General features: G+C 73.6%; 20 protein-coding genes. 18 read left to right on the forward strand and 2 right to left on the reverse strand.

Annotated features, from left to right (window positions below):
- Nucleotides 1–263: 263 nt before the first annotated feature.
- The 11 genes from OCU29_RS05550 to OCU29_RS05600 all read left to right on the forward strand — a co-directional run bounded on the left by OCU29_RS05550 (nucleotide 264) and on the right by OCU29_RS05600 (nucleotide 9,711).
- Nucleotides 264–596 carry an Ig-like domain-containing protein gene (locus OCU29_RS05550; RefSeq protein ID WP_261819123.1) on the forward strand — a complete coding sequence of 111 codons (333 nt, stop codon included), beginning with the start codon at nucleotides 264–266 and terminating at the stop codon, nucleotides 594–596.
- A gap of 106 nt (nucleotides 597–702) precedes the next feature.
- A complete protein-coding gene (locus OCU29_RS05555; protein ID WP_261819124.1) occupies nucleotides 703–2,022 on the forward strand; it encodes an HNH endonuclease signature motif containing protein in 1,320 nt (439 codons plus the stop codon).
- 162 nt (nucleotides 2,023–2,184) lie between these two features.
- Nucleotides 2,185–2,736: a hypoxanthine phosphoribosyltransferase gene (gene hpt / locus OCU29_RS05560; protein WP_179615231.1), complete on the forward strand. Its 552-nt coding sequence runs from the start codon at nucleotides 2,185–2,187 to the stop codon at nucleotides 2,734–2,736.
- A gap of 111 nt (nucleotides 2,737–2,847) precedes the next feature.
- On the forward strand, nucleotides 2,848–4,905 hold the full coding sequence (gene ftsH, locus OCU29_RS05565) for an ATP-dependent zinc metalloprotease FtsH (protein ID WP_370463654.1): 2,058 nt from the start codon (nucleotides 2,848–2,850) through the stop codon (nucleotides 4,903–4,905).
- 23 nt (nucleotides 4,906–4,928) lie between these two features.
- Nucleotides 4,929–5,534, forward strand: a complete 606-nt coding sequence (folE, locus tag OCU29_RS05570; protein WP_218876917.1) for a GTP cyclohydrolase I FolE — start codon at nucleotides 4,929–4,931, stop codon at nucleotides 5,532–5,534.
- A 19-nt stretch (nucleotides 5,535–5,553) separates the two neighbouring features.
- The gene (folP, locus tag OCU29_RS05575; RefSeq protein WP_246305127.1) at nucleotides 5,554–6,435 is read left to right on the forward strand and encodes a dihydropteroate synthase; all 882 of its coding nucleotides are present in this window, start codon (nucleotides 5,554–5,556) and stop codon (nucleotides 6,433–6,435) included.
- Complete coding sequence (gene folB / locus OCU29_RS05580; protein WP_261819126.1) at nucleotides 6,428–6,799, forward strand: dihydroneopterin aldolase; 372 nt, start codon at nucleotides 6,428–6,430, stop codon at nucleotides 6,797–6,799. Before folP ends, folB begins: the two co-directional genes overlap by 8 nt.
- Nucleotides 6,796–7,365 carry a 2-amino-4-hydroxy-6-hydroxymethyldihydropteridine diphosphokinase gene (gene folK, locus OCU29_RS05585; RefSeq protein WP_179615235.1) on the forward strand — a complete coding sequence of 190 codons (570 nt, stop codon included), beginning with the start codon at nucleotides 6,796–6,798 and terminating at the stop codon, nucleotides 7,363–7,365. Before folB ends, folK begins: the two co-directional genes overlap by 4 nt.
- Complete coding sequence (locus OCU29_RS05590) at nucleotides 7,362–7,871, forward strand: DUF3180 domain-containing protein (RefSeq protein ID WP_261819127.1); 510 nt, start codon at nucleotides 7,362–7,364, stop codon at nucleotides 7,869–7,871. The genes folK and OCU29_RS05590 overlap by 4 nt, the downstream gene beginning before the upstream one ends.
- A 9-nt stretch (nucleotides 7,872–7,880) precedes the next feature.
- Nucleotides 7,881–8,531 carry a hypothetical protein gene (locus OCU29_RS05595; protein WP_179615236.1) on the forward strand — a complete coding sequence of 217 codons (651 nt, stop codon included), beginning with the start codon at nucleotides 7,881–7,883 and terminating at the stop codon, nucleotides 8,529–8,531.
- Nucleotides 8,532–8,586: 55 nt separating this feature from the next.
- On the forward strand, nucleotides 8,587–9,711 hold the full coding sequence (locus OCU29_RS05600) for a GNAT family N-acetyltransferase (protein WP_261819128.1): 1,125 nt from the start codon (nucleotides 8,587–8,589) through the stop codon (nucleotides 9,709–9,711).
- 34 nt (nucleotides 9,712–9,745) lie between these two features.
- Here OCU29_RS05600 and OCU29_RS05605 read toward each other — a convergent pair whose 3' ends face one another.
- Nucleotides 9,746–10,747, reverse strand: a complete 1,002-nt coding sequence (locus OCU29_RS05605) for an ABC transporter ATP-binding protein (RefSeq protein ID WP_218876281.1) — start codon at nucleotides 10,745–10,747, stop codon at nucleotides 9,746–9,748.
- Between the two features lie 3 nt (nucleotides 10,748–10,750).
- Between OCU29_RS05605 and OCU29_RS05610 the strand changes: the two genes are divergently transcribed.
- From OCU29_RS05610 to OCU29_RS05620, 3 genes are all read left to right on the forward strand, one after another.
- Nucleotides 10,751–11,449 (forward strand): ABC transporter permease, encoded by a 699-nt coding sequence (locus OCU29_RS05610; protein ID WP_179615238.1) that lies wholly within the window; start codon nucleotides 10,751–10,753, stop codon nucleotides 11,447–11,449.
- A gap of 4 nt (nucleotides 11,450–11,453) precedes the next feature.
- Nucleotides 11,454–12,236 (forward strand): ABC transporter permease, encoded by a 783-nt coding sequence (locus OCU29_RS05615; protein WP_261819129.1) that lies wholly within the window; start codon nucleotides 11,454–11,456, stop codon nucleotides 12,234–12,236.
- 73 nt (nucleotides 12,237–12,309) lie between these two features.
- The gene (locus OCU29_RS05620; protein ID WP_261819130.1) at nucleotides 12,310–13,248 is read left to right on the forward strand and encodes an ABC transporter substrate-binding protein; all 939 of its coding nucleotides are present in this window, start codon (nucleotides 12,310–12,312) and stop codon (nucleotides 13,246–13,248) included.
- Between the two features lies 1 nt (nucleotide 13,249).
- Here OCU29_RS05620 and OCU29_RS05625 read toward each other — a convergent pair whose 3' ends face one another.
- On the reverse strand, nucleotides 13,250–14,356 hold the full coding sequence (locus tag OCU29_RS05625) for a glycosyltransferase (RefSeq protein ID WP_261819131.1): 1,107 nt from the start codon (nucleotides 14,354–14,356) through the stop codon (nucleotides 13,250–13,252).
- Between the two features lie 58 nt (nucleotides 14,357–14,414).
- Here OCU29_RS05625 and OCU29_RS05630 point away from each other — a divergent pair, with 58 nt between their 5' ends.
- The 4 genes from OCU29_RS05630 to panC all read left to right on the forward strand — a co-directional run bounded on the left by OCU29_RS05630 (nucleotide 14,415) and on the right by panC (nucleotide 18,481).
- Nucleotides 14,415–15,533 (forward strand): sulfotransferase family protein, encoded by a 1,119-nt coding sequence (locus OCU29_RS05630; RefSeq protein ID WP_218876282.1) that lies wholly within the window; start codon nucleotides 14,415–14,417, stop codon nucleotides 15,531–15,533.
- Between the two features lie 7 nt (nucleotides 15,534–15,540).
- Nucleotides 15,541–16,455, forward strand: coding sequence for a glycosyltransferase (locus tag OCU29_RS05635; RefSeq protein ID WP_179615242.1), 915 nt, complete (start codon nucleotides 15,541–15,543; stop codon nucleotides 16,453–16,455).
- Between the two features lie 188 nt (nucleotides 16,456–16,643).
- A complete protein-coding gene (locus OCU29_RS05640; RefSeq protein WP_179615243.1) occupies nucleotides 16,644–17,567 on the forward strand; it encodes a Rossmann-like and DUF2520 domain-containing protein in 924 nt (307 codons plus the stop codon).
- A complete protein-coding gene (gene panC, locus OCU29_RS05645) occupies nucleotides 17,564–18,481 on the forward strand; it encodes a pantoate--beta-alanine ligase (protein WP_179615244.1) in 918 nt (305 codons plus the stop codon). The genes OCU29_RS05640 and panC overlap by 4 nt, the downstream gene beginning before the upstream one ends.

Genomic DNA, 18,481 nt, shown 5'->3' on the forward strand with positions numbered 1-18,481 from the left:
CGGACCCTGACCCGGCTCCGGACCCTGACCCGGCTCCGGACCCTGACCCGGCTCCGGACCCTGACCCGGCTCCGGACCCTGACCCGGCTCCGGACCCCGACCCGGTCCCTGACCCCGACCCGGCTCCGGACCCTGACCCGGTCCCTGACCCCGACCCGGTCCCGGACCCCGACCCGGTCCCGGACCCCGACCCGGTCCCGGACCCCGACCCGGCTCCGGACCCCGAGCCGGCGGCACCGGTCTCGTCCAAGACCAGGCTCAAGGTGCTGGACAAGCCGGTGCGAGCCGGTCAGCGAGCTGACATCAAGGTCGTGGTGCGCACGGCCGACGAGACCGTGCCGACCGGGGAGATCCGGGTGAGGGTGCGGGGTGCCAAGAACCTGACCCGCACGCTCGACGCGGACCAGGCCGGAGTGCTGCGGCTGAAGCTGCCCAAGCTGGCCGTGGGGACGCACCGCGTCAAGGTCCGCTACCTCGGCTCGTCGGACGTGGAGTCCTCCGCGGCCAAGACGCGGAAGGTCCGGGTCAAGCGGGCCAAGGCGGGGAAGTCGGCCACGAGCAGCCCTCGTGGTGGATGGAGCGCGGTCGACTCCTGACCGCCCGTGCGCAGGGGCCGGACCGCATCCGCGGCCCGGCCCCTGCCGCTGTCCACAGGTGCTTCCACCCCTATGCGTCGAACGTGCGTTCGAGTAGGATTGGGGCATGACAGCTGCTCCCTCCACCACCGATCTCGCCGCCCTCGGCGAGGCCGAGCTGGTCGAGGAAGTCCGGCGGCTCGATGAGCTCAAGGCCCACGCCGCCGCGCTGCAGGCCGAGTTGACGGCTCGTCTCGACGAGGTCGTACGCCGCCGGCACGCCGCGGCCGGGCTGCCCGTCGACCGGCAGGGCGTCGGTGTCGCCTCGCAGGTCGGGCTGGCGCGGCGCGAGTCACCCAACAGGGGTGCCCGCCACCTCGGGCTGGCGAAGATCCTGGTGGCCGAGATGCCACACACCCTGGCTGCGATGCGCGCCGGTTGGTGTAGCGAGTGGCGCGCCACCCTCCTGGCCCGCGAGACCGCGTGCCTGTCGCTGGAGGACCGGCGCCGGGTCGACGCGGAGCTGATGGCCGACCCCGAGACCACCGAGGGCTGGGGCGACAAGCGACTGGTCGCCGCTGCCCGGGCCCGCGCCTACGAGCTCGACCCGCACGCCGCACTGAAGCGCTCCCGCAAGGCCGAGGGTGAGCGGTACGTGTCCCTGCGACCGGCACCGGACACGATGACCTACCTGACCGCGCTGCTCCCGGTCGCGCAGGGCGTCGCGGCGTACGCCGCACTCACCCGCGCCGCCGACTCCGCCCGCGCCACTGGCGATGAGCGCTCCCGCGGCCAGGTCATGGCCGACACCCTCGTCACCTCCGTGCTCACCCGGTCCGCCGAGCCGACGCCAGTTCCCGCGGTCCCGGCGATTCCGGTGGCGGTGAACCTGACCGTCTCCGACGCCACCCTCCTCGGCGGCGGCCACCAGCCCGGTTGGGTCGCCGGCTACGGCCCGGTGCCGGCCGGGTTCGCCCGCGAGCTGGTCGCCACCGCGGTCGAGCAGGCGCAGGCGACGCTGCGCCGGCTCTACACCACCAGCGCCGGGGCCCTGGTCGCGATGGACTCCCGGGCCCGTACCTTCCCCGCCAGCCTGGGACTCTTCATCGACCTGCGCGACCAGTCGTGCCGCACCCCGTGGTGCGACGCACCCATCCGGCACCACGACCACGTGGTCCCCGACCACGCCGGCGGACCCACCAGCGCCACCAACGGACAAGGGCTCTGTGAGGCCTGCAACCAGGCCAAGGAAGCCCCCGGCTTCACCGCCACCACCGAGGGCAGCACCGTCGTCACGACCACCCCCACCGGCCACCAGGTCCGATCAAGGGCACCCGACCTCCCACCCGCCCACCCACCGGTCACAGCAGCACCAACGCGACCACGGGTCGACATCCTCCACCCCCGCCTGCAGATCGTCCTCGACGACTACACGCCCGCCGCCTGAGCCACCGAGATGACCACGGGGGAGGTGCCAGGCGCCACCGGCACGGTCGTGGTCTTGGAGCGACGCAGCCCACCGCAGCGGCGAGCAGGTCTCCACCCTGCGCGTGGTGAAGAAGGGGTAGCCCCGGGGCGCACCGACCGCGTGCCCCCTTAGGCTCTGCCCATGGATTCTGCCCACGTGGAGCACGACCTCGTCAACGTCCTCTTCACCGAGGAACAGATCCAGGACCGGCTCAAGGAGATGGCCGCCCAGATCGAGCAGGACTACGAGGGGGAGGACCTCCTCATCGTCGGCATCCTGCGCGGGGCCGTGATGGTGATGGCCGACCTGGCCCGCTCCTTCACCCGCCACCTCGAGATGGACTGGATGGCGGTGTCCTCCTACGGCTCGGGCACCAAGTCCAGCGGCGTCGTGCGCATCCTCAAGGACCTCGACACCGACATCTCCGGTCGCCACGTCGTCATCGTCGACGAGATCATCGACACCGGCCTGACCCTGTCGTGGCTCACCTCCAACCTGAGCAGCCGCAACCCCGCGAGCGTCGAGATCGCCACGCTGCTGCGCAAGCCCGAGGCGCTGCAGATGCCCGTCGACGTCAAGTACGTCGGCTGGGACATCCCCAACGAGTTCGTGGTGGGCTACGGCCTGGACTACCGCGAGAAGTACCGCAACCTGCGCGACATCGCCACGCTCGCCCCGCACGTCTACTCCTGAGCCGGCCCCGGTCGTCCCGGGACCCCGCGATCACCAGTCGCCTGCGAGGATGAGCCTGACGCGGGCATGTACCGTCGTCGGTCCGTTCGACGTCTGAGACGAGAGAAGTCCGTGAAGCGCTTTGTCAAGGGTCCCTGGCTGTGGATCGTGGTCGCCGTGGTCGGCGTCCTGCTCGCCCTGCAGTTCCTGGCCCCCAGCAGCGGCGGGGACGAGATCCCCGCCTCCGAGATGTCCGCCTACATCGAGTCGGGGGAGATCAAGGAGATCACCTTCGTCGACGGTGACCAGGAGATCCGCGCGACCCTCGACGAGGGCGTGCGCGAGGAGGGCGCCGAGGTCTTCTCCTACTGGGTGCAGGGCACCCAGCCCCGTCTCTACAACGCGGCCAGCGACCAGGTCGACAGCGGCGAGATCGAGGAGCTGAAGACCGAGATCTCGCGCCCGAGCGCGCTGAGCTCGTTCCTGTTCTCGTTCCTGCCGCTCATCATCATCTTCATCGTCTTCCTCTGGCTGCTCAACAACATGCAGGGCGGCGGCGGCCGCGGCGTCATGCAGTTCGGCAAGTCCAAGGCCAAGCTGATCTCCAAGGACATGCCGAAGTCCACGTTCGCCGACGTCGCCGGCGCCAACGAGGCCATCGAGGAGCTCGGCGAGATCAAGGAGTTCCTCCAGGAGCCCGCCAAGTTCCAGGCCGTGGGCGCCAAGATCCCCAAGGGCGTGCTGCTCTACGGCCCGCCGGGCACCGGCAAGACGCTGCTGGCCCGCGCCGTGGCCGGCGAGGCCGGCGTGCCCTTCTACTCCATCTCCGGCTCCGACTTCGTCGAGATGTTCGTCGGCGTCGGCGCGTCCCGCGTGCGCGACCTCTTCGAGCAGGCCAAGGAGAACGCCCCGGCCATCGTCTTCATCGACGAGATCGACGCCGTCGGTCGCCACCGCGGCGCCGGCATGGGCGGCGGCCACGACGAGCGCGAGCAGACCCTCAACCAGCTGCTGGTCGAGATGGACGGCTTCGACGTGCGCGGCGGCGTCATCCTCATCGCCGCCACCAACCGCCCCGACGTGCTCGACCCCGCGCTGCTGCGCCCGGGCCGCTTCGACCGCCAGATCGGGGTCGACGCCCCCGACCTGGCCGGGCGCCAGAAGATCCTCGAGGTCCACTCGCGCGGCAAGCCGATGGCCCCCGACATCGACCTGCGCTCGTACGCCCGCCGCACCCCCGGCTTCACCGGTGCCGACCTGGCCAACGTGCTCAACGAGGCGGCGCTGCTGACCGCGCGCAACAACGAGAAGCAGATCACCAACATCTCCCTCGACGAGGCCATCGACCGCGTCATCGCGGGGCCGCAGCGCAGCTCACGGCTGATGAGCGAGAAGGAGAAGCTCATCACCGCCTACCACGAGGGCGGCCACGCCCTGGTGGCCGCGGCGCTGCCCGGCAACGACCCGGTCCACAAGATCACGATCCTGCCGCGCGGTCGCGCGCTGGGCTACACGATGGTCCTGCCCGACGAGGACAAGTACTCCCAGCCCCGCTCGCAGATGCTCGACCAGCTCGCCTACATGCTGGGCGGGCGCGCCGCGGAGGAGCTGATCTTCCACGACCCCACCACCGGTGCCGGCAACGACATCGAGAAGGCCACCAACCTGGCCCGCGCGATGGTCACCCAGTACGGCATGACCGAGCGCCTGGGCGCGATCAAGCTCGGCGACTCCAACTCCGAGCCGTTCCTGGGCCGCGACCTGGGCCACCAGCGCAACTACTCCGAGGACGTCGCGGCCAAGGTCGACGAGGAGACCAAGAACCTCCTCGCGGCCGCCCACCAGGAGGCCTTCGACATCCTGGAGGAGAACCGCGACGTGCTCGACGCGCTCGTCCTGGCGCTGCTGGACAAGGAGACCCTCGACAAGGAGCAGATCGCCGAGGTCTTCGTGCCGCTGCGCCGCCGCGACCGGCGTCCCGCCTGGACCGGCTCGCCCGACCGCCGGCCCTCGCAGGTGCCCGCGGTCGAGATCCCGCAGGAGATCCGCGACCGGGCCCGCACCAACGGGGTCGACCGTCCGGCCGAGGCCGACGAGGCCGGTGGCGGGGCCGTGGTGACCCCGCCGGGCGCCGGCGGCGACGTCCACGGCGGCACGCCGCCCCCCTCCGACGACACGTGGCGTCCGTGACCGACGGGATCGGCCCGGTCAGCATGGTCGAGCGCGACCCCGGCGAGGTGCCCGACTTCGACCAGGCGCGCGCCGAGGCCGCGGTGCGCGAGCTGCTGCTGGCCATCGGCGAGGACCCCGACCGCGAGGGCCTGCTCGAGACACCCGCCCGCGTCGCGCGGGCGTACGCCGAGGTCACCGCCGGGCTGCGGATGCGCGCCGAGGACGTGCTCACCACGACCTTCGACCTCGGTCACGACGAGATGGTGCTGGTGCGCGACATCGAGCTGTGGTCGATGTGCGAGCACCACCTGGTGCCCTTCACCGGGGTCGCGCACGTCGGCTACATCCCCGCCGAGAGCGGCAAGATCACCGGCATCTCCAAGCTGGCCCGCCTCGTCGACGTCTACGCCCAGCGCCCCCAGGTGCAGGAGCGGCTGACCACGCAGGTCGTCGACGCGCTGATGACGATCCTCGAGGCGCGCGGCGCCGTCGTGGTGATCGAGGCCGAGCACCTGTGCATGACCATGCGCGGGGTCCGCAAGGCCGGCGCCCGCACCGTCACCTCCGCGGTGCGCGGCACGATGCTCACCGACCGCGCCACCCGCGCCGAGGCGATGGCCCTGATCCACGGGACCACGCGCCGCTGAGCAGCGCGCCGAGCAGCCGATGATCCCCGCCCTGGCCGTGCCGCTGGGACGCCCGCGCGTCATGGGCGTCGTCAACGTCACCCCCGACTCGTTCTCCGACGGGGGCCGGTACGCCGCCCCCGCCGCCGCGGTCGAGCACGGCCTGGCGCTCCTCGAGCAGGGCGCCGACCTGCTGGACATCGGCGGCGAGTCGACCCGGCCGGGCGCGACGCGTCCCCTGGTCGCCGAAGAGCTGGCCCGCGTGGTGCCGGTGATCCGCGAGCTGGCGGGCGCCGGCGCGGTCGTATCGGTCGACACGATGCGCCACGAGGTCGCCGAGGCGGCCCTCGAGGCGGGCGCGGTCGTCGTCAACGACGTCTCCGGCGGCCTCGCCGACCCCGCGCTGCTCGAGGTCGTCGCGGCCGCCGGGGCGACGTACGTCGCCATGCACTGGCGCGCCCACAGCGACAGGATGCGCGAGTTCGCGGTGTACGACGAGCCTGGCGGCGTGGTCGCGGCGGTCTGCCGCGAGCTGGAGGAGCGGGTCGCGGCGATCCGGGCCGCCGGCGTGGCCGACGACCGCATCGTGCTCGACCCCGGCCTGGGCTTCGCCAAGACGCCCGCGCACAGCTGGGAGCTGCTGCGCGACCTCGACCCGCTCATGGCCCTGGGGCACCCGCTGCTGGTCGGTGCGAGCCGCAAGTCCTTCCTCGGCTCGCTCCTCGCCGACGCCGCCGGGCCCCGCCCCGTGGGCGAGCGCGAGGCCGCCCACCTGGCGGTGGTGCTCGAGCTGGCCAGGGCCGGGGTGTGGGGGGTGCGGGTCCACGACGTACGGTCTGCTCGCGACGCGCTGGCCGCCCGGGCCGCGATGCTCGCCGACGAGACCGGCAGGACCGACGCGCAGGGAGGTGGGCATGACTGACGAGATCGCCGTCCTCGGCGTCGAGTGCTTCGCCCACCACGGCGTCCTGGCGCACGAGAAGCGCGACGGGCAGACGTTCGTGCTCGACCTCGCGCTGGGCGTCGACACCGCTCCCGCCGCCGCCTCGGACGACTTGCGCGACACCGTCGACTACGGAAGTCTCGTGACCGCGGTCAAGACCGCGGTGGAGCGCGAGCCGGTCGACCTGATCGAGACCCTGGCCCAGCGGGTCGCCGACGTCTGCTTGTTGGACGACCGTGTTGAATGGGCCCGGATCACGGTCCACAAGCCGCACGCCCCCATCAGCGCGACGTTCTCGGACGTCACGCTGACGATCACCCGGAGACGCGAGGACTCGACGTGACTGAGACGCCCAACCCGCACATCATCAACGCCGACACCCTCACCGGTGAGATGCGCCCGATCCGCCGTGCCGTGCTGGCGGTCGGGTCCAACCTCGGCGAGCGGATGGCCATGCTCCAGGGCGCGGTCAACGCCATCGCCGACACCCCCGACGTGTGGGTCACCGGCGTCTCGCCGGTCTACGAGACCGAGCCGGTCGACTCCCCGGAGGACGCCCGCAACTACCTCAACGCCGTGGTGCTCATCGACACCACGCTGGCCGCGAACCGGTTGATGGACCGCGCGCTGGCCATCGAGGACGCCTTCGAGCGCGAGCGCAGCGACGTGCCGAACGCCCCGCGCACCCTCGACGTCGACCTGATCGTCGTGGGCGACCGCCGCAGCGACGAGCCCCACCTGCGCCTGCCGCACCCGCGTGCCGCCGAGCGCGCCTTCGTGCTCAAGCCGTGGTTCGACCTCGAGCCCGACGCCGCCCTGCCGGGCCGCGGGCCGATCGCCGACCTGCTGGCCGAGACCGGCCTCGATGGCATCACGCTGCGCGAGGACCTCACGCTCGCCGTCGAGTGAGCGAGCCCGAGCGGACTCCCGAGCAGCCCCCGGGGCGGCCCCCCGGCCAGGGCTGGGGCCGTGCCCCGGCCTCGCCCGCGCTGCTGACGGCCGCGGTCGTCGTCGGCCTCGTCGCCGGCTGGCTGGCCCGCCCGGTCAGCACCGCCTGGCTGGGCTCCGCGCCCGTGGTCACCTGGGTGCAGCCCACGCTCCTGGCGATGCTCGCGCTGGTCATCGGCGTCACCGCCCGCCACACCCACACCGCCCTGCAGGTGCGCCGTGAGCCGATGGAGCCGCACCGCGCGGTCAACCGGCTCGCCTTCGGGCGCGCCAGCGCCTACGTCGGCGCCCTCGTGGGGGCCGGGTACGCCGGCTACGCGCTGTCCTGGCTGGGCCTGAACGCCGAGCTGGCCGGCCAGCGGATGCTCTGGTCGGGCCTCGCGGCGCTGGCCGGTGTGGGCGTTGTCGCGTGCGGACTGCTGCTCGAGCGCGCGTGTCGCGTGCCGGGAGACGACTCGGACGCCTAGCCTGGCGCTATGTCCACTTCTGTCGCTGGGGCCACGCAGGCCACAACCGCCGCGTCCGTCACATCCGCCACGCGGGCCTCGCGGCGTCGCCAGCGCTCGACCCGCCTCACCGTCGCCACGGTGCTGCTGGTCCTCTCGGCGCTGCTCGTCCTCGGCGCCGTCGCCAGCGGGTCCGCCCTGCTGGTGACCGTCGCCGCCCTGGCCGCCGTCGTCCTCGGCGCCGCCGCCACCCGCATCACCCACGCCGAGCTGCTGCAGTCGCGCCGCGACGCGGCGCGCGACCGCGCCGAGCAGGCCCAGGCCTACCGCCGTCTGGCCGAGACCCGCGCCGACGAGCACGCCGCCCGCGTCGCCGAGCTGACCGAGCGCCTCGAGGAGCGCGAGAGCGCCCTGGGCGACCTGCAGACCGAGCTGGTCAAGACCCAGCGCACCGCCGCCGACAGCGCCCGCCAGGTCGACGTCGCGCACCGCCGCAACGTCGAGCTCGAGAAGGAGGGCCGCGTCGTGGCCCGCAGCCTGGAGTCCGCCGAGGAGCGCGCCGCCGACGCGATCGTGCGGGTCGCCGAGCTCGAGGCCGAGATCGACGTGCTGCGCGCCGAGCTCGAGACCGTCACCGCCGCCTGGCGCACCGCCGAGGCCGGGGCCCGCCGCCGCGCCTGAGCCCCGGGACCACCACGCCCGAGCGGGCGAGGCGGCGTACGGCATCATGACCCCCGTGAACGACGAGGAAGCGCTGCCCGAGGAGAACCGTTTCGAGAGCGACCCGGGGGAGATCCTCGACGACCTCCCCCTGCCGGACGGCTGGGAGGTCGGGACCCCGGACGCCGAGGACCGCTTCGAGGTCGCCCGCCTGACCCACCTGCTGCGCGCCCACGAGCGCCACGGCCGCGGCTGGGCCGGCGCCGGCGTCGACGACGTGCTGGTCGAGGTCTCCGAGCACGGCCTGCGCACCCGTGCCAACGTGGTGATCCGCGACCCGGAGGGCAGCATCCAGGCCTGGGGCAGCGTCCACGACCGCGCCGGCGGCCGGATGCTCTACTCCCACATCGTCAGCCGCGAGCTGGCCCCGCCGATCGCGCGCAAGTGCTCCGACGCCCTCTTCGGGTGGGCGGCCGGCCAGGCCCGCGCCGTCGGCGAGGCGCGCGGCCTGCCGACCCAGCAGATCGACACCGGCGCCTTCGAGGGCGACGAGCGCCAGTACGAGTGGCTGACCCGCGCCGGCTTCCGCAAGGTGCGCACCTGGTGGCAGATGAACCGCCCGGTCACCCCCGAGGAGCGCGACCTGGTGCCCGACAACGAGGAGTGGGAGGCGCGCGGCGTGCGCTTCCGCCTCGTCGACCGCGAGGGCCAGGGCCTGCCCGACGAGGCCGACCTGCGCGCGGTCCACGACGTGCTCGAGCAGTCCTTCACCGACCACTTCAACAACTTCGAGGAGTCCTACGCCGAGTTCCTGCACCGGCTGCGCGAGGACCCCGGGCACCGCTGGAACCACTGGTGGCTGGCCGAGATGGTCGAGGACGTCCCCGAGGGCCTCGAGGCCGAGGAGGGCCGCCACCCCGCGGTCGGCGCCCTGATCGGCACCGTCTCGGAGAACGCGACCGGCCCCGATTCCTCCTACGTCTCCTACATCGGCGTCGTCGAGGCCGCCCGCGGCCGCGGCGTGGCCAAGGGCCTGCTGCGCACGATCATCTGCGACGCCGCGCGCCGCGGCCGGGTCGGCGTGGGCCTCGAGGTCGACGCCGACTCCTCGACCAACGCCCACGAGCTCTACACCGCGATGGGCTGGCGCACGAAGTACGTCACCGAGTCCTGGCACCGCGACGTGCCCGTCGAGGGCTGAGGCCCGGCCGCGCCGATGAGACTCCTCGGGGCGGCTAGGCCTGCTCGGCCAGCGAGGCGCGCAGGGCGCGGTGCACCCCGTCGGGGGTGAGGACACCGACGAATTGCGCGCCCTCGCGCACCCCGACCATGCCCCTGTCGTCGCGCAGCAGGTGGGTCAGGGCGTCCTCGAGGGTGGAGTCGAGGTCGATGGCGGCGCCGAGCTGGCCGGCGCTGACACCGTCCATCGGCTCGAGGTCCTCACGCCGCAGGGGGACGACGCTCAGGCGCCGCAGGCTCTTCTCGGAGCCCACGAAGTCGGCGACGAACTCGTCGGCGGGCCCGCCCAGCAGCTCGGCCGGGGTGCCGTACTGCGCCAGCCGGCCGCCCTCGGCGAAGACGGCGACCCGGTCGCCCATCTTGACCGCCTCGTCGATGTCGTGGGTGACCATCACGACGGTCTTGCCCAGCTCGCGCTGCAGGCGCAGGAACTCCTCCTGCAGCCGCACCCGCACGATCGGGTCGACGGCCCCGAACGGCTCGTCCATCAGCAGCACCGGCGGGTCGGCGGCCAGGGCGCGGGCCACCCCGACACGCTGGCGCTGACCGCCGGAGAGCTGGTGGGGGAACCGGTCGGCGTACCGCTCGGGATCGAGGCCGACGAGCTCGAGCAGCTCGACCGCGCGGGCGCGCGCGGTGGCCTTCGACTCGCCGTACAGCAGCGGCACCGTCATCACGTTGGTGACGATGCGCTGGTGCGGGAAGAGCCCGATCTGCTGGATGACGTAGCCGATGCCGCGCCGCAGCCTGACCGGGTCGGCGGTGGTGACGTCCTGGCCGTCGATCTCGATCGTGCCGGTCGAGGGCTCGATGAGGCGGTTGATCATCTTCAGCGTGGTCGACTTGCCGCAGCCCGACGGCCCGACCAGCACCACCATCTCGCCCTCGCGCACCTCCAGGTCGAGGTCCTGCACGGCCACCGTGCCGTCGTCGTAGCGCTTGCCCACGCCGGAGAGACGGATCATCACGTTCGCGGGAGCCGACCCGGTAGCGTCCATGCGGTGACCCTACTCGCGCAGGCCGACGACGGGCCGAGCTGCTACGGACGGCTCACCAACGAGTGGCTGTGCTGGGACTACGTGGTCGACTACCGCCCCGAGATCGTCGAGGCCACCACCCAGCACGTCGCCATCACGATCGTCTCGGTGCTCTTCGGCCTGGCCCTGTCCTTCCCGCTGGCGCTGCTGGCCCGGCGCCTGCCGCGCCTCGAGAGCACCGTGCTGGGGGTCAGCACCGGCCTCTACACGGTGCCGTCGCTGGCGCTCTTCCCGCTGCTGGTGCCCTTCACCGGCCTGAGCGCCACCACGGTGGTCATCGGCCTGGGCCTCTACGCGCTGACGGTGCTGGTGCGCGCGATCCTCGAGGGGCTGCGCGCGGTGCCCGAGGAGGTGCGCGAGTCGGCGCGCGGCCTGGGGTACGGCGACGGGCGGCTGCTGCTGCGCGTCGAGCTGCCGCTGGCGGTGCCGGTGGTGATGGCCGGGCTGCGGGTCGCCACGGTCTCGACGGTGGCGCTGACGACCGTCGGGTCGCTGGTGGCCTACGGCGGGCTGGGCAACCTGATCGCGGAGGGCGTGCAGAGCAACTTCCGCGCCCAGCTGCTGACCGCGGCCGTGCTGTGCGTGGCGCTGGCGGTGCTGCTCGACGTGGTGATCGTGGCGGCGCAGCGGGTGCTGACGCCCTGGACCCGGACGGCGGGCTGATCCCGTGGACGTGCTCCTCGACGCGCTGGCCTACCTGCGCGACGCCGACAGCTGGACCGGCCAGGGCGGGATGCTCGAGCTGCTGGTCCAGCAGCTGCTGGTCACCGTCACCGCGCTGGCGGCCGCGATGCTGGTCGGGCTGCCGGTCGCGCTGTGGCTGGGCCACCTGGGCCGGGGCGGGTTCCTGGCCATCAACATCTCCAACGTCGGTCGTGCGGTGCCGACCTTCGCGCTGCTGGCGATCTTCGTCGCCGGCGACGCGTGGGCCTGGACCGGCGGGGCCTTCCCCGGCACCGGCACCGTCGGCCCGTACGGCCGGGCGGGCATCTCCACCCTGGTCGCGCTCGCGCTCTTCGCGCTGCCGCCGCTGATCACCAACGCCTACGTCGCGGTGCGCGAGGTGCCGCCCGAGGTGCGCGAGTCGGCGCGCGGGATGGGCATGAGCGGGTGGCAGCAGTTCCGCCGCGCCGAGCTGCCGCTGGCGCTGCCGCTGGTGATGTCGGGGGTGCGGCTGGCGCTGGTGCAGGTCTGGGCGACCGCGACGATCGCGGCCCTGGTGGCCGGGCCCGGCCTGGGGCGGGTCATCACCGACGGGTTCTTCCGCACCGACTACGGCAAGGGCATCGCCGGGGCGATCGTGGTCGCCGCGGTGGCGCTGGTCCTCGAGGTGCTGGCCGCCGCGGTGCAACGCTCGCTCGACCCGGTGCGCCGCGCCGCCCGGACGGGTGAGCGGGCCGTGTCCCCGGAGGTGTCTACCCTGGAACCGGCGGCCCGCGAGGGCGGCTGAGCAGTGGGCGCCGCCTGCTGACCGGACACGCGCGGGGCCGACCCGCGGGACACAGAAGGTAGGACCCCACATGATGGTGCGACGTTCCCTGGCCGCGGTGGTCTCCGCCGCCGCCCTGACCCTGACGGCCTGCGCCGGCGACGACCTCGCCGCCGAGGGCGACGACGACTCCGCCGAGCCCACCGGCGGCGGGTCGGTCACGATCGCCTCGCAGTCGTTCCCCGAGGCCGCGCTGATGGCCTCGATGTACGAGCTGCTGCTCGCCGACGCCGGCTACGAGCCCACCGTGCAGCTCGTCGACTCCCGCGACGCCTACATGGCCACGTTCCCCGGCGACGTCGACGTCGTCCCCGAGTACGTCGGCGGCATCGTGAACTTCCTCAACTCCACCTCCGACCAGGGCTCCGGCGACCAGCTGACCGCCGGCGACGGCCAGGAGCTCGCCGACGCCGGCGCCGACCTGCTCGACGAGGCCGGCATCGAGCTGCTCGAGCTGTCGGAGGCCACCGACACCAACGCCTACTTCGTGACCATCGAGCGCGCCGAGGAGGAGGGCTGGGAGGTCCTCTCCGACCTCGAGGGCGAGTCGGTCGTGCTGGCCGCCGCCCCCGACTGCGAGGGCCGCCTGGACTGCGAGGCCGGGCTGCGCGACGAGTACGGCATCGACATCACCAAGGTGCTGCCGCTGGGCTACGCCGGCGACCAGACCTACCAGTCGGTCCTCGACGGTGAGTCCGACCTGGGCCAGACCTCCACCACCGACGGCACCCTGGAGTCGCTGGGCCTCGTCGTGCTCGACGACGACCAGGAGATCCAGCCCGCCCAGAACCTGGTGCCGGCCGTCTCCGAGGACTTCCTCGAGCAGAACGAGGGCGTCGCCGACATCCTCAACGAGCTGATGGCCGCCCTCGACACCGACACCCTCACCGAGCTCAACGGCCGGATGGCCGTCGACCGCGAGAAGCCCGAGGACGTCGCCCGCGACTTCCTGGAGTCCGAGGGGCTGCTCTGACTCAGCGCTCGTGCGCGCGCAGGGCCACGGCCTCGTGCGGCACGGGCGCTGCGTCGTCCCCGAGGGGTACGTCGATGACCGGGCCGGCCGGTGAGTCCCGCCGGGGCACCGGCCCGGGGTGCCGGGCCACGTAGGTCATCACAGCCGCGGCGTCGGCGCGCCGGCCCTGCTCGACCAGCCAGCCGGTCAACCGGTGCACCGGGGTCAGCCCGGAGTGCACCAGCGAGCGCTCGCCCCACAGCGAGACGACGCCCTCGTGCAGCAGCGCCCACCACTCGTCGGAGCAGCCGGGGATCTCGGTGAAGTAGCGGTGCAGGTCGCCGGCGAGCACCCGGTCGAGGAAGACCTCGGTGACCTCGGGGGAGCCGTGGGCGCGCACGCTGGCCAGCGACATCTGCTTGGTCGTCCACCGGTCGCGCAGGTCCTCGACCGACGAGCGCTGCTGGGTGATCGAGGAGCCGTCGGAGCGGATCCGCCAGTGGTAGACGACCTCGGGCAGCACCGCGAAGCGGCGCGCGGCCAGGAACGCCCGGGTCGTGGTGGGCTGGTCCTCGTAGCGCAGCCCCTCGGGCCACGAGAGGCCGTGGGCGTCCCAGAAGGAGCGCCGCACCAGCTTGTTCCAGGCGAAGACGTCGCCCAGCACCTCGGGGTGCTCCTCGACGGTGACGGTGCGCCGCTCGCGGTGCAGGCGGCGCATCCACGGCGGCTCGACGAGCGCCTCGCCCTCCCACCGCACGATCGAGCCGGTCGCCAGGTCGACCCCGCGCCCGCGCAGCGCCCGCGCCAGGACGTCGTACGCCGCCGGCGGGACGACGTCGTCGGAGTCGGCGAAGGCCAGCAGCTCGCCACGGGCGTGGGCGACGCCGGTGTTGCGGGCGGCGCCCAGGCCGTGGTTGGCGGTGTGCACGACCCGGATCTCCTCGTGGCGGGCGGCCCACTCGTCGGCGACCGCGCCGGAGCCGTCGGTGGAGCCGTCGTCCACGACCACGACCTCGAGGGGCCGGTAGGTCTGCGCCAGCAGGCTCTCCAGGCAGGCGGGCAGGTAGTCGGCCACGTCGTACACGGGGACGACCACGCTCAGCAGCGGGGCGCGCCGCCGGAGTTTCATGGGTCCCACGCTATCCAGGACGGGCGCTGCGGCGCGGGCGGGGATAGCATCGCCTCCCGTGAGTGCCGACCCCTTCGCCGTGCCCGCCGACCCGGATCCCTCGAGCTACCCCCGCAAGGTCCTCTTCGTCGCGGGCGCCGGGAGGTCCGGCACCAGCACGATGGCCGGGCTGATGAAGATCCTGGGCCTGCACGTGCCGCAGCCCGAGGTCGAGCCCGACGAGACCAACCCCAAGGGCTTCGCCGAGCCGGCCTGGGCCGTCGAGCACCACTCGCGGCTGCTGCGCGAGGCCGTGGTGCAGGTCAGCGACTCGCGCCCCGACGCGTGGTTCGAGACCGCCCGGGTCTCCGCGCGCGAGCCCGAGCGGATCGCCACCGCCGAGTGGCTCGAGGGCCACTTCGCGGTCAACCCCGAGCTCGTCGTCAAGGACCCGCGGCTGAGCTGGTTCCTCTCGCTGTGGCGCGTCGCCTCGATCCGCTGCGGCGCCACCCCGGTCTTCGCGACCATGCTGCGCCCGCCCTCGGAGGTCGTGGGCAGCAAGCAGAAGTACTACGCCAACCGCCTCGGCTCCGCGCACCTCGCGGCCTCGTGGCTCAACATGCTGCTGCACACCGAGCGCGCCACCCGCGAGTCCGTCGCCGACGGCGGCCGCGTCTTCGTGCGCTACGGCGACCTGCTCGACGACTGGGTCAAGGCCACCAGCCACGTGGGGGAGACCCTCGGCCTGCAGCACGTCGTCAACGCCAAGTCCGAGCGGATCCGCGACGGGCACCGCTTCGTCGACCCGGGTCTGCGCCGCGTCTCGGGCTCGCTGGAGGACCTGGGCCTGCCCAAGCGCCTGCACGAGCTGACCGCCGACACCTGGAACGAGCTCAACAAGCTCGCCGAGCCCGGCGGCGACCAGCCCGAGGTGCACCAGGCGCTCGACCAGCTGCGCGAGACCTACGTCGACCTCTACGAGGAGTCCGAGGCCATCTCGCGCTCCTCGGTGGTCGCGGCCGAGCAGAAGACCCGGCGCGGGCGCGACAAGGCTCCCGCCGCCGCGGCTCCCGCGCCCGGCGCCCCCGCTGCCCCGGCCGGCGGCTCCGCCGTCGACCGCATCCCGCACGGCCTGCGCGCCGCGATCCCGCCGAGCGTGCGCCGCGGGCTGCGCAAGGCCGCCGGTCGCGAGCGCTGACCCGGTCGTGAACGCGATCCGCAACGCCGAGGGCCTGCGCAACATCGAGGGCCACAGCGACTTCGACATCACCTGGCCGTGGAACCGGCCCGGCGGGCTGCGCCCCGGCGCGACCGCGGTGCTGCGCGTCAAGGACGAGTCGATGGCGCTGCCCTTCGTGCTGCCGCCGCTGCTGCGCGCCACCGACCACGTGGTCGTGGTCGACAACGGCTCGACCGACGGGACCCCCGAGGTGGCCGCCCGTGCCGCCGCCGACGCCGGGCTGGCCCACAAGCTCACCCAGCTGACGTACCCCTTCGAGGTCGCCCGCGCCGGCGCCGAGCACCTCGCGGTGCACGAGCTGTCGGTGCACTCGCTGTCGTACTTCTACAACTGGTGCTTCGCCCAGGTCGGCACCCGCTACTCCTGGAAGTGGGACGGCGACATGGTGCTGACCACCGAGGGCGAGGTCTCGATGGCCGACCTCACCTGGCAGGTCGGCGGCGTGCAGTCGATCGTGCGGGTGCCGCGCCACGGGCTCTACATCGAGGACGAGTCGCTGGCCTACCTCGACCTCGGGCTGCGCAACGCCGAGGAGTGGGGCTACCCCGTGGGGCCCGACTTCGTCTTCACCAAGGCCTTCGAGTGGGAGATCCGCTCGACGCCGGAGAACTGCCGCACCATGGGCCTGCCGCACGGGCTGTGCGTCGAGCTCAAGGACCTGCACGGCGACGAGTTCGCGCACTGGACCGACCCGTCGTCGTTCGCGACCTCGTGGCGCAACCGCCGCAAGCGCCGCGAGTGGGCGGTCTTCCACGCCCTCAAGGAGGGCACGGTGCCCCCCGGCGTGCACGAGATCCGCGCCCCCGAGGGCGTGCACGTGGTCGACCACGTCACCCACGACTGGCTGCCCCGCGCCCCCCGCCCCCTCCAGGTCGGCTGACCAGGGCCGCGTACGACGACCGTGGGTCAGGTCACACCCGGGTGGGTTACGCGCCCGAGCGGTGCGGCGTACCGTTCATGGGGTATCTGACGGACACGACGTCCGGTACCCACACCGGCCCCCGCGCCAGCAGCCCCGGCTGCGCCGACGAGGGGGTGGTCGGAGGGACTGGAACGAAAGGTTCTGACATGTCTCACCCCGCACTGCGGGTGGGGGTGGTCGGCGCGGGACGCGTCGGCGCCGTCCTCGCTGCCCGACTGCGCGCCGCCGGCCACGAGGTCGTCGCCGCGGCCGGAGCCTCCGACGCCACGCTCCAGCGCATCTCGGCGCTGCTGCCGGGCGTCGCCAACGCCAAGCCGACCGCGGTCGCGCGGGCCTGCGACCTGCTGCTGCTGACCGTGCCCGACGACATGCTCGACAACGTCGTCTCCACCCTCGCCGCGGCCGGGGCCCTGCACGAGGGCCAGCTGGTCGTGCACACCTCGGGCCGCCACGGCCTCGCGGTGCTCGAGCCCGCGCGCGCCGCGGGCGCCCGCACCGCCGCGATCCACCCCGCGATGACCTTCACCGGCACCGCCCTCGACCTCGACCGCCTCGCAGGGTGCGTCTTCGGGCTCACCGCCGGGGCGGGGGAGCGCGAGGTCGCCGAGCGCCTTGTCGCCGACCTCGGCGGTCGCCCGATGTGGGTGCCCGAGGAGATGCGCACGCTCTACCACGCCGGTCTCGCCCACGGCTCCAACCACCTGGTCACCCTGGTCACCGAGGCCATGGAGGTGCTGGCCGCGGCCGGCGCCGACGACCCGGCGGGCACCCTGCGCCCGCTGCTGGTCGCCGCCCTCGACAACGCCCTCGCCCACGGCGACGCCGCGCTGACCGGCCCGATCGTGCGCGGCGACGTCGGCACCGTGCGCGCCCACCTCGAGGACATCACCGCCAACGCGCCGCAGACCAAGGCGTCGTACGTCGCCCTCGCGCGCGCCACGCTGGGGCGCGCGGTCACCGACGGGCGGATCGTGCCGCTGCGCGCGATGCGCATCCACGAGCTGCTCGACGAGCACTCCGAGGCCCGCGCCGGCGACGCGTCCACCGGCCGGCCCGCGGACGCCCGGTGAGCGGCCCGGTCCTCGTCCGCACCCGCGCCGAGCTCGCCGACCAGCTCGCGCCCGCGCGCCGGGCCGGGCAGCGGGTCGGCCTGGTGCCGACGATGGGCGCCCTCCACGAGGGCCACGCCTCGCTGGTGCGCGTCGCGCGCGAGCACGTCGACCAGGGGCCCGTCGTGGTCTCGGTCTTCGTCAACCCGCTGCAGTTCGGCGAGGCCGCCGACCTGGAGTCCTACCCGCGCACCCTCGAGGCCGACCTCGAGGTCTGCGCCCGCGAGGGTGTCGACGTCGTCTTCGCGCCGACCGTCGACGAGGTCTACCCGGGCGGCGACCCGGAGGTCACCGTCGAGCCCGGCCCGCTGGCCGACGTGCTCGAGGGTCGCACCCGCCCGGGCCACTACCGCGGCGTGCTGACCGTGGTCGCCAAGCTCTTCGGCCTGGTGCGCCCCGACGTGGCGGTCTTCGGCCAGAAGGACTACCAGCAGCTGGTGCTCATCCGCCGGATGGTCGCCGACCTGTGCCAGGGCGTCGAGGTCGTGGGCGCCGAGACCCGCCGCGAGCCCGACGGGCTGGCGATGTCGAGCCGCAACGTGCACCTCGACCCCGAGCAGCGCGAGCAGGCGGTCGCGCTGAGCCGCACCCTGTACGCCGCCGTCGAGGCGAGCGGGTACGGCGCCAAGGTCGCCCTCGACGCCGCCCGCGGCGAGCTGCGGGCCGCCGAGGGCGTCGACCTGGACTACCTCGAGATCACCGACCCCGCCCTGGCCGTGCTGCCCGACGACGTGCCCGACGGCACCGACGCGCGGGTGCTGATCGCCGCCCGCGTCGGCAGCACCCGCCTGATCGACAACCTGCCCCTCGTCCTCGGTCGCCCCCAGCCGTCCGCCGACCAGCCCTCCCCCGACCAGCCCCACCACCAGGAGTGA

Origin of the sequence: Nocardioides sp. OK12 (genome assembly GCF_024341885.1) — a bacterium.
Lineage (GTDB): Bacteria > Actinomycetota > Actinomycetes > Propionibacteriales > Nocardioidaceae > Nocardioides > Nocardioides marinisabuli.

Bases quoted from the DNA above. Each gene is read 5' to 3' on its own strand.
- OCU29_RS05555 (WP_261819124.1), top strand. From the start codon at position 703: ATGACAGCTGCTCCCTCCACCACCGATCTCGCCGCCCTCGGCGAGGCC.
- hpt (WP_179615231.1), top strand. From the start codon at position 2,185: ATGGATTCTGCCCACGTGGAGCACGACCTCGTCAACGTCCTCTTCACC.
- folE (WP_218876917.1), top strand. From the start codon at position 4,929: ATGGTCGAGCGCGACCCCGGCGAGGTGCCCGACTTCGACCAGGCGCGC.
- folP (WP_246305127.1), top strand. From the start codon at position 5,554: ATGATCCCCGCCCTGGCCGTGCCGCTGGGACGCCCGCGCGTCATGGGC.
- folB (WP_261819126.1), top strand. From the start codon at position 6,428: ATGACTGACGAGATCGCCGTCCTCGGCGTCGAGTGCTTCGCCCACCAC.
- OCU29_RS05595 (WP_179615236.1), top strand. From the start codon at position 7,881: ATGTCCACTTCTGTCGCTGGGGCCACGCAGGCCACAACCGCCGCGTCC.
- OCU29_RS05605 (WP_218876281.1), bottom strand. From the start codon at position 10,747: ATGGACGCTACCGGGTCGGCTCCCGCGAACGTGATGATCCGTCTCTCC.
- OCU29_RS05620 (WP_261819130.1), top strand. From the start codon at position 12,310: ATGGTGCGACGTTCCCTGGCCGCGGTGGTCTCCGCCGCCGCCCTGACC.
- OCU29_RS05625 (WP_261819131.1), bottom strand. From the start codon at position 14,356: ATGAAACTCCGGCGGCGCGCCCCGCTGCTGAGCGTGGTCGTCCCCGTG.
- OCU29_RS05640 (WP_179615243.1), top strand. From the start codon at position 16,644: ATGTCTCACCCCGCACTGCGGGTGGGGGTGGTCGGCGCGGGACGCGTC.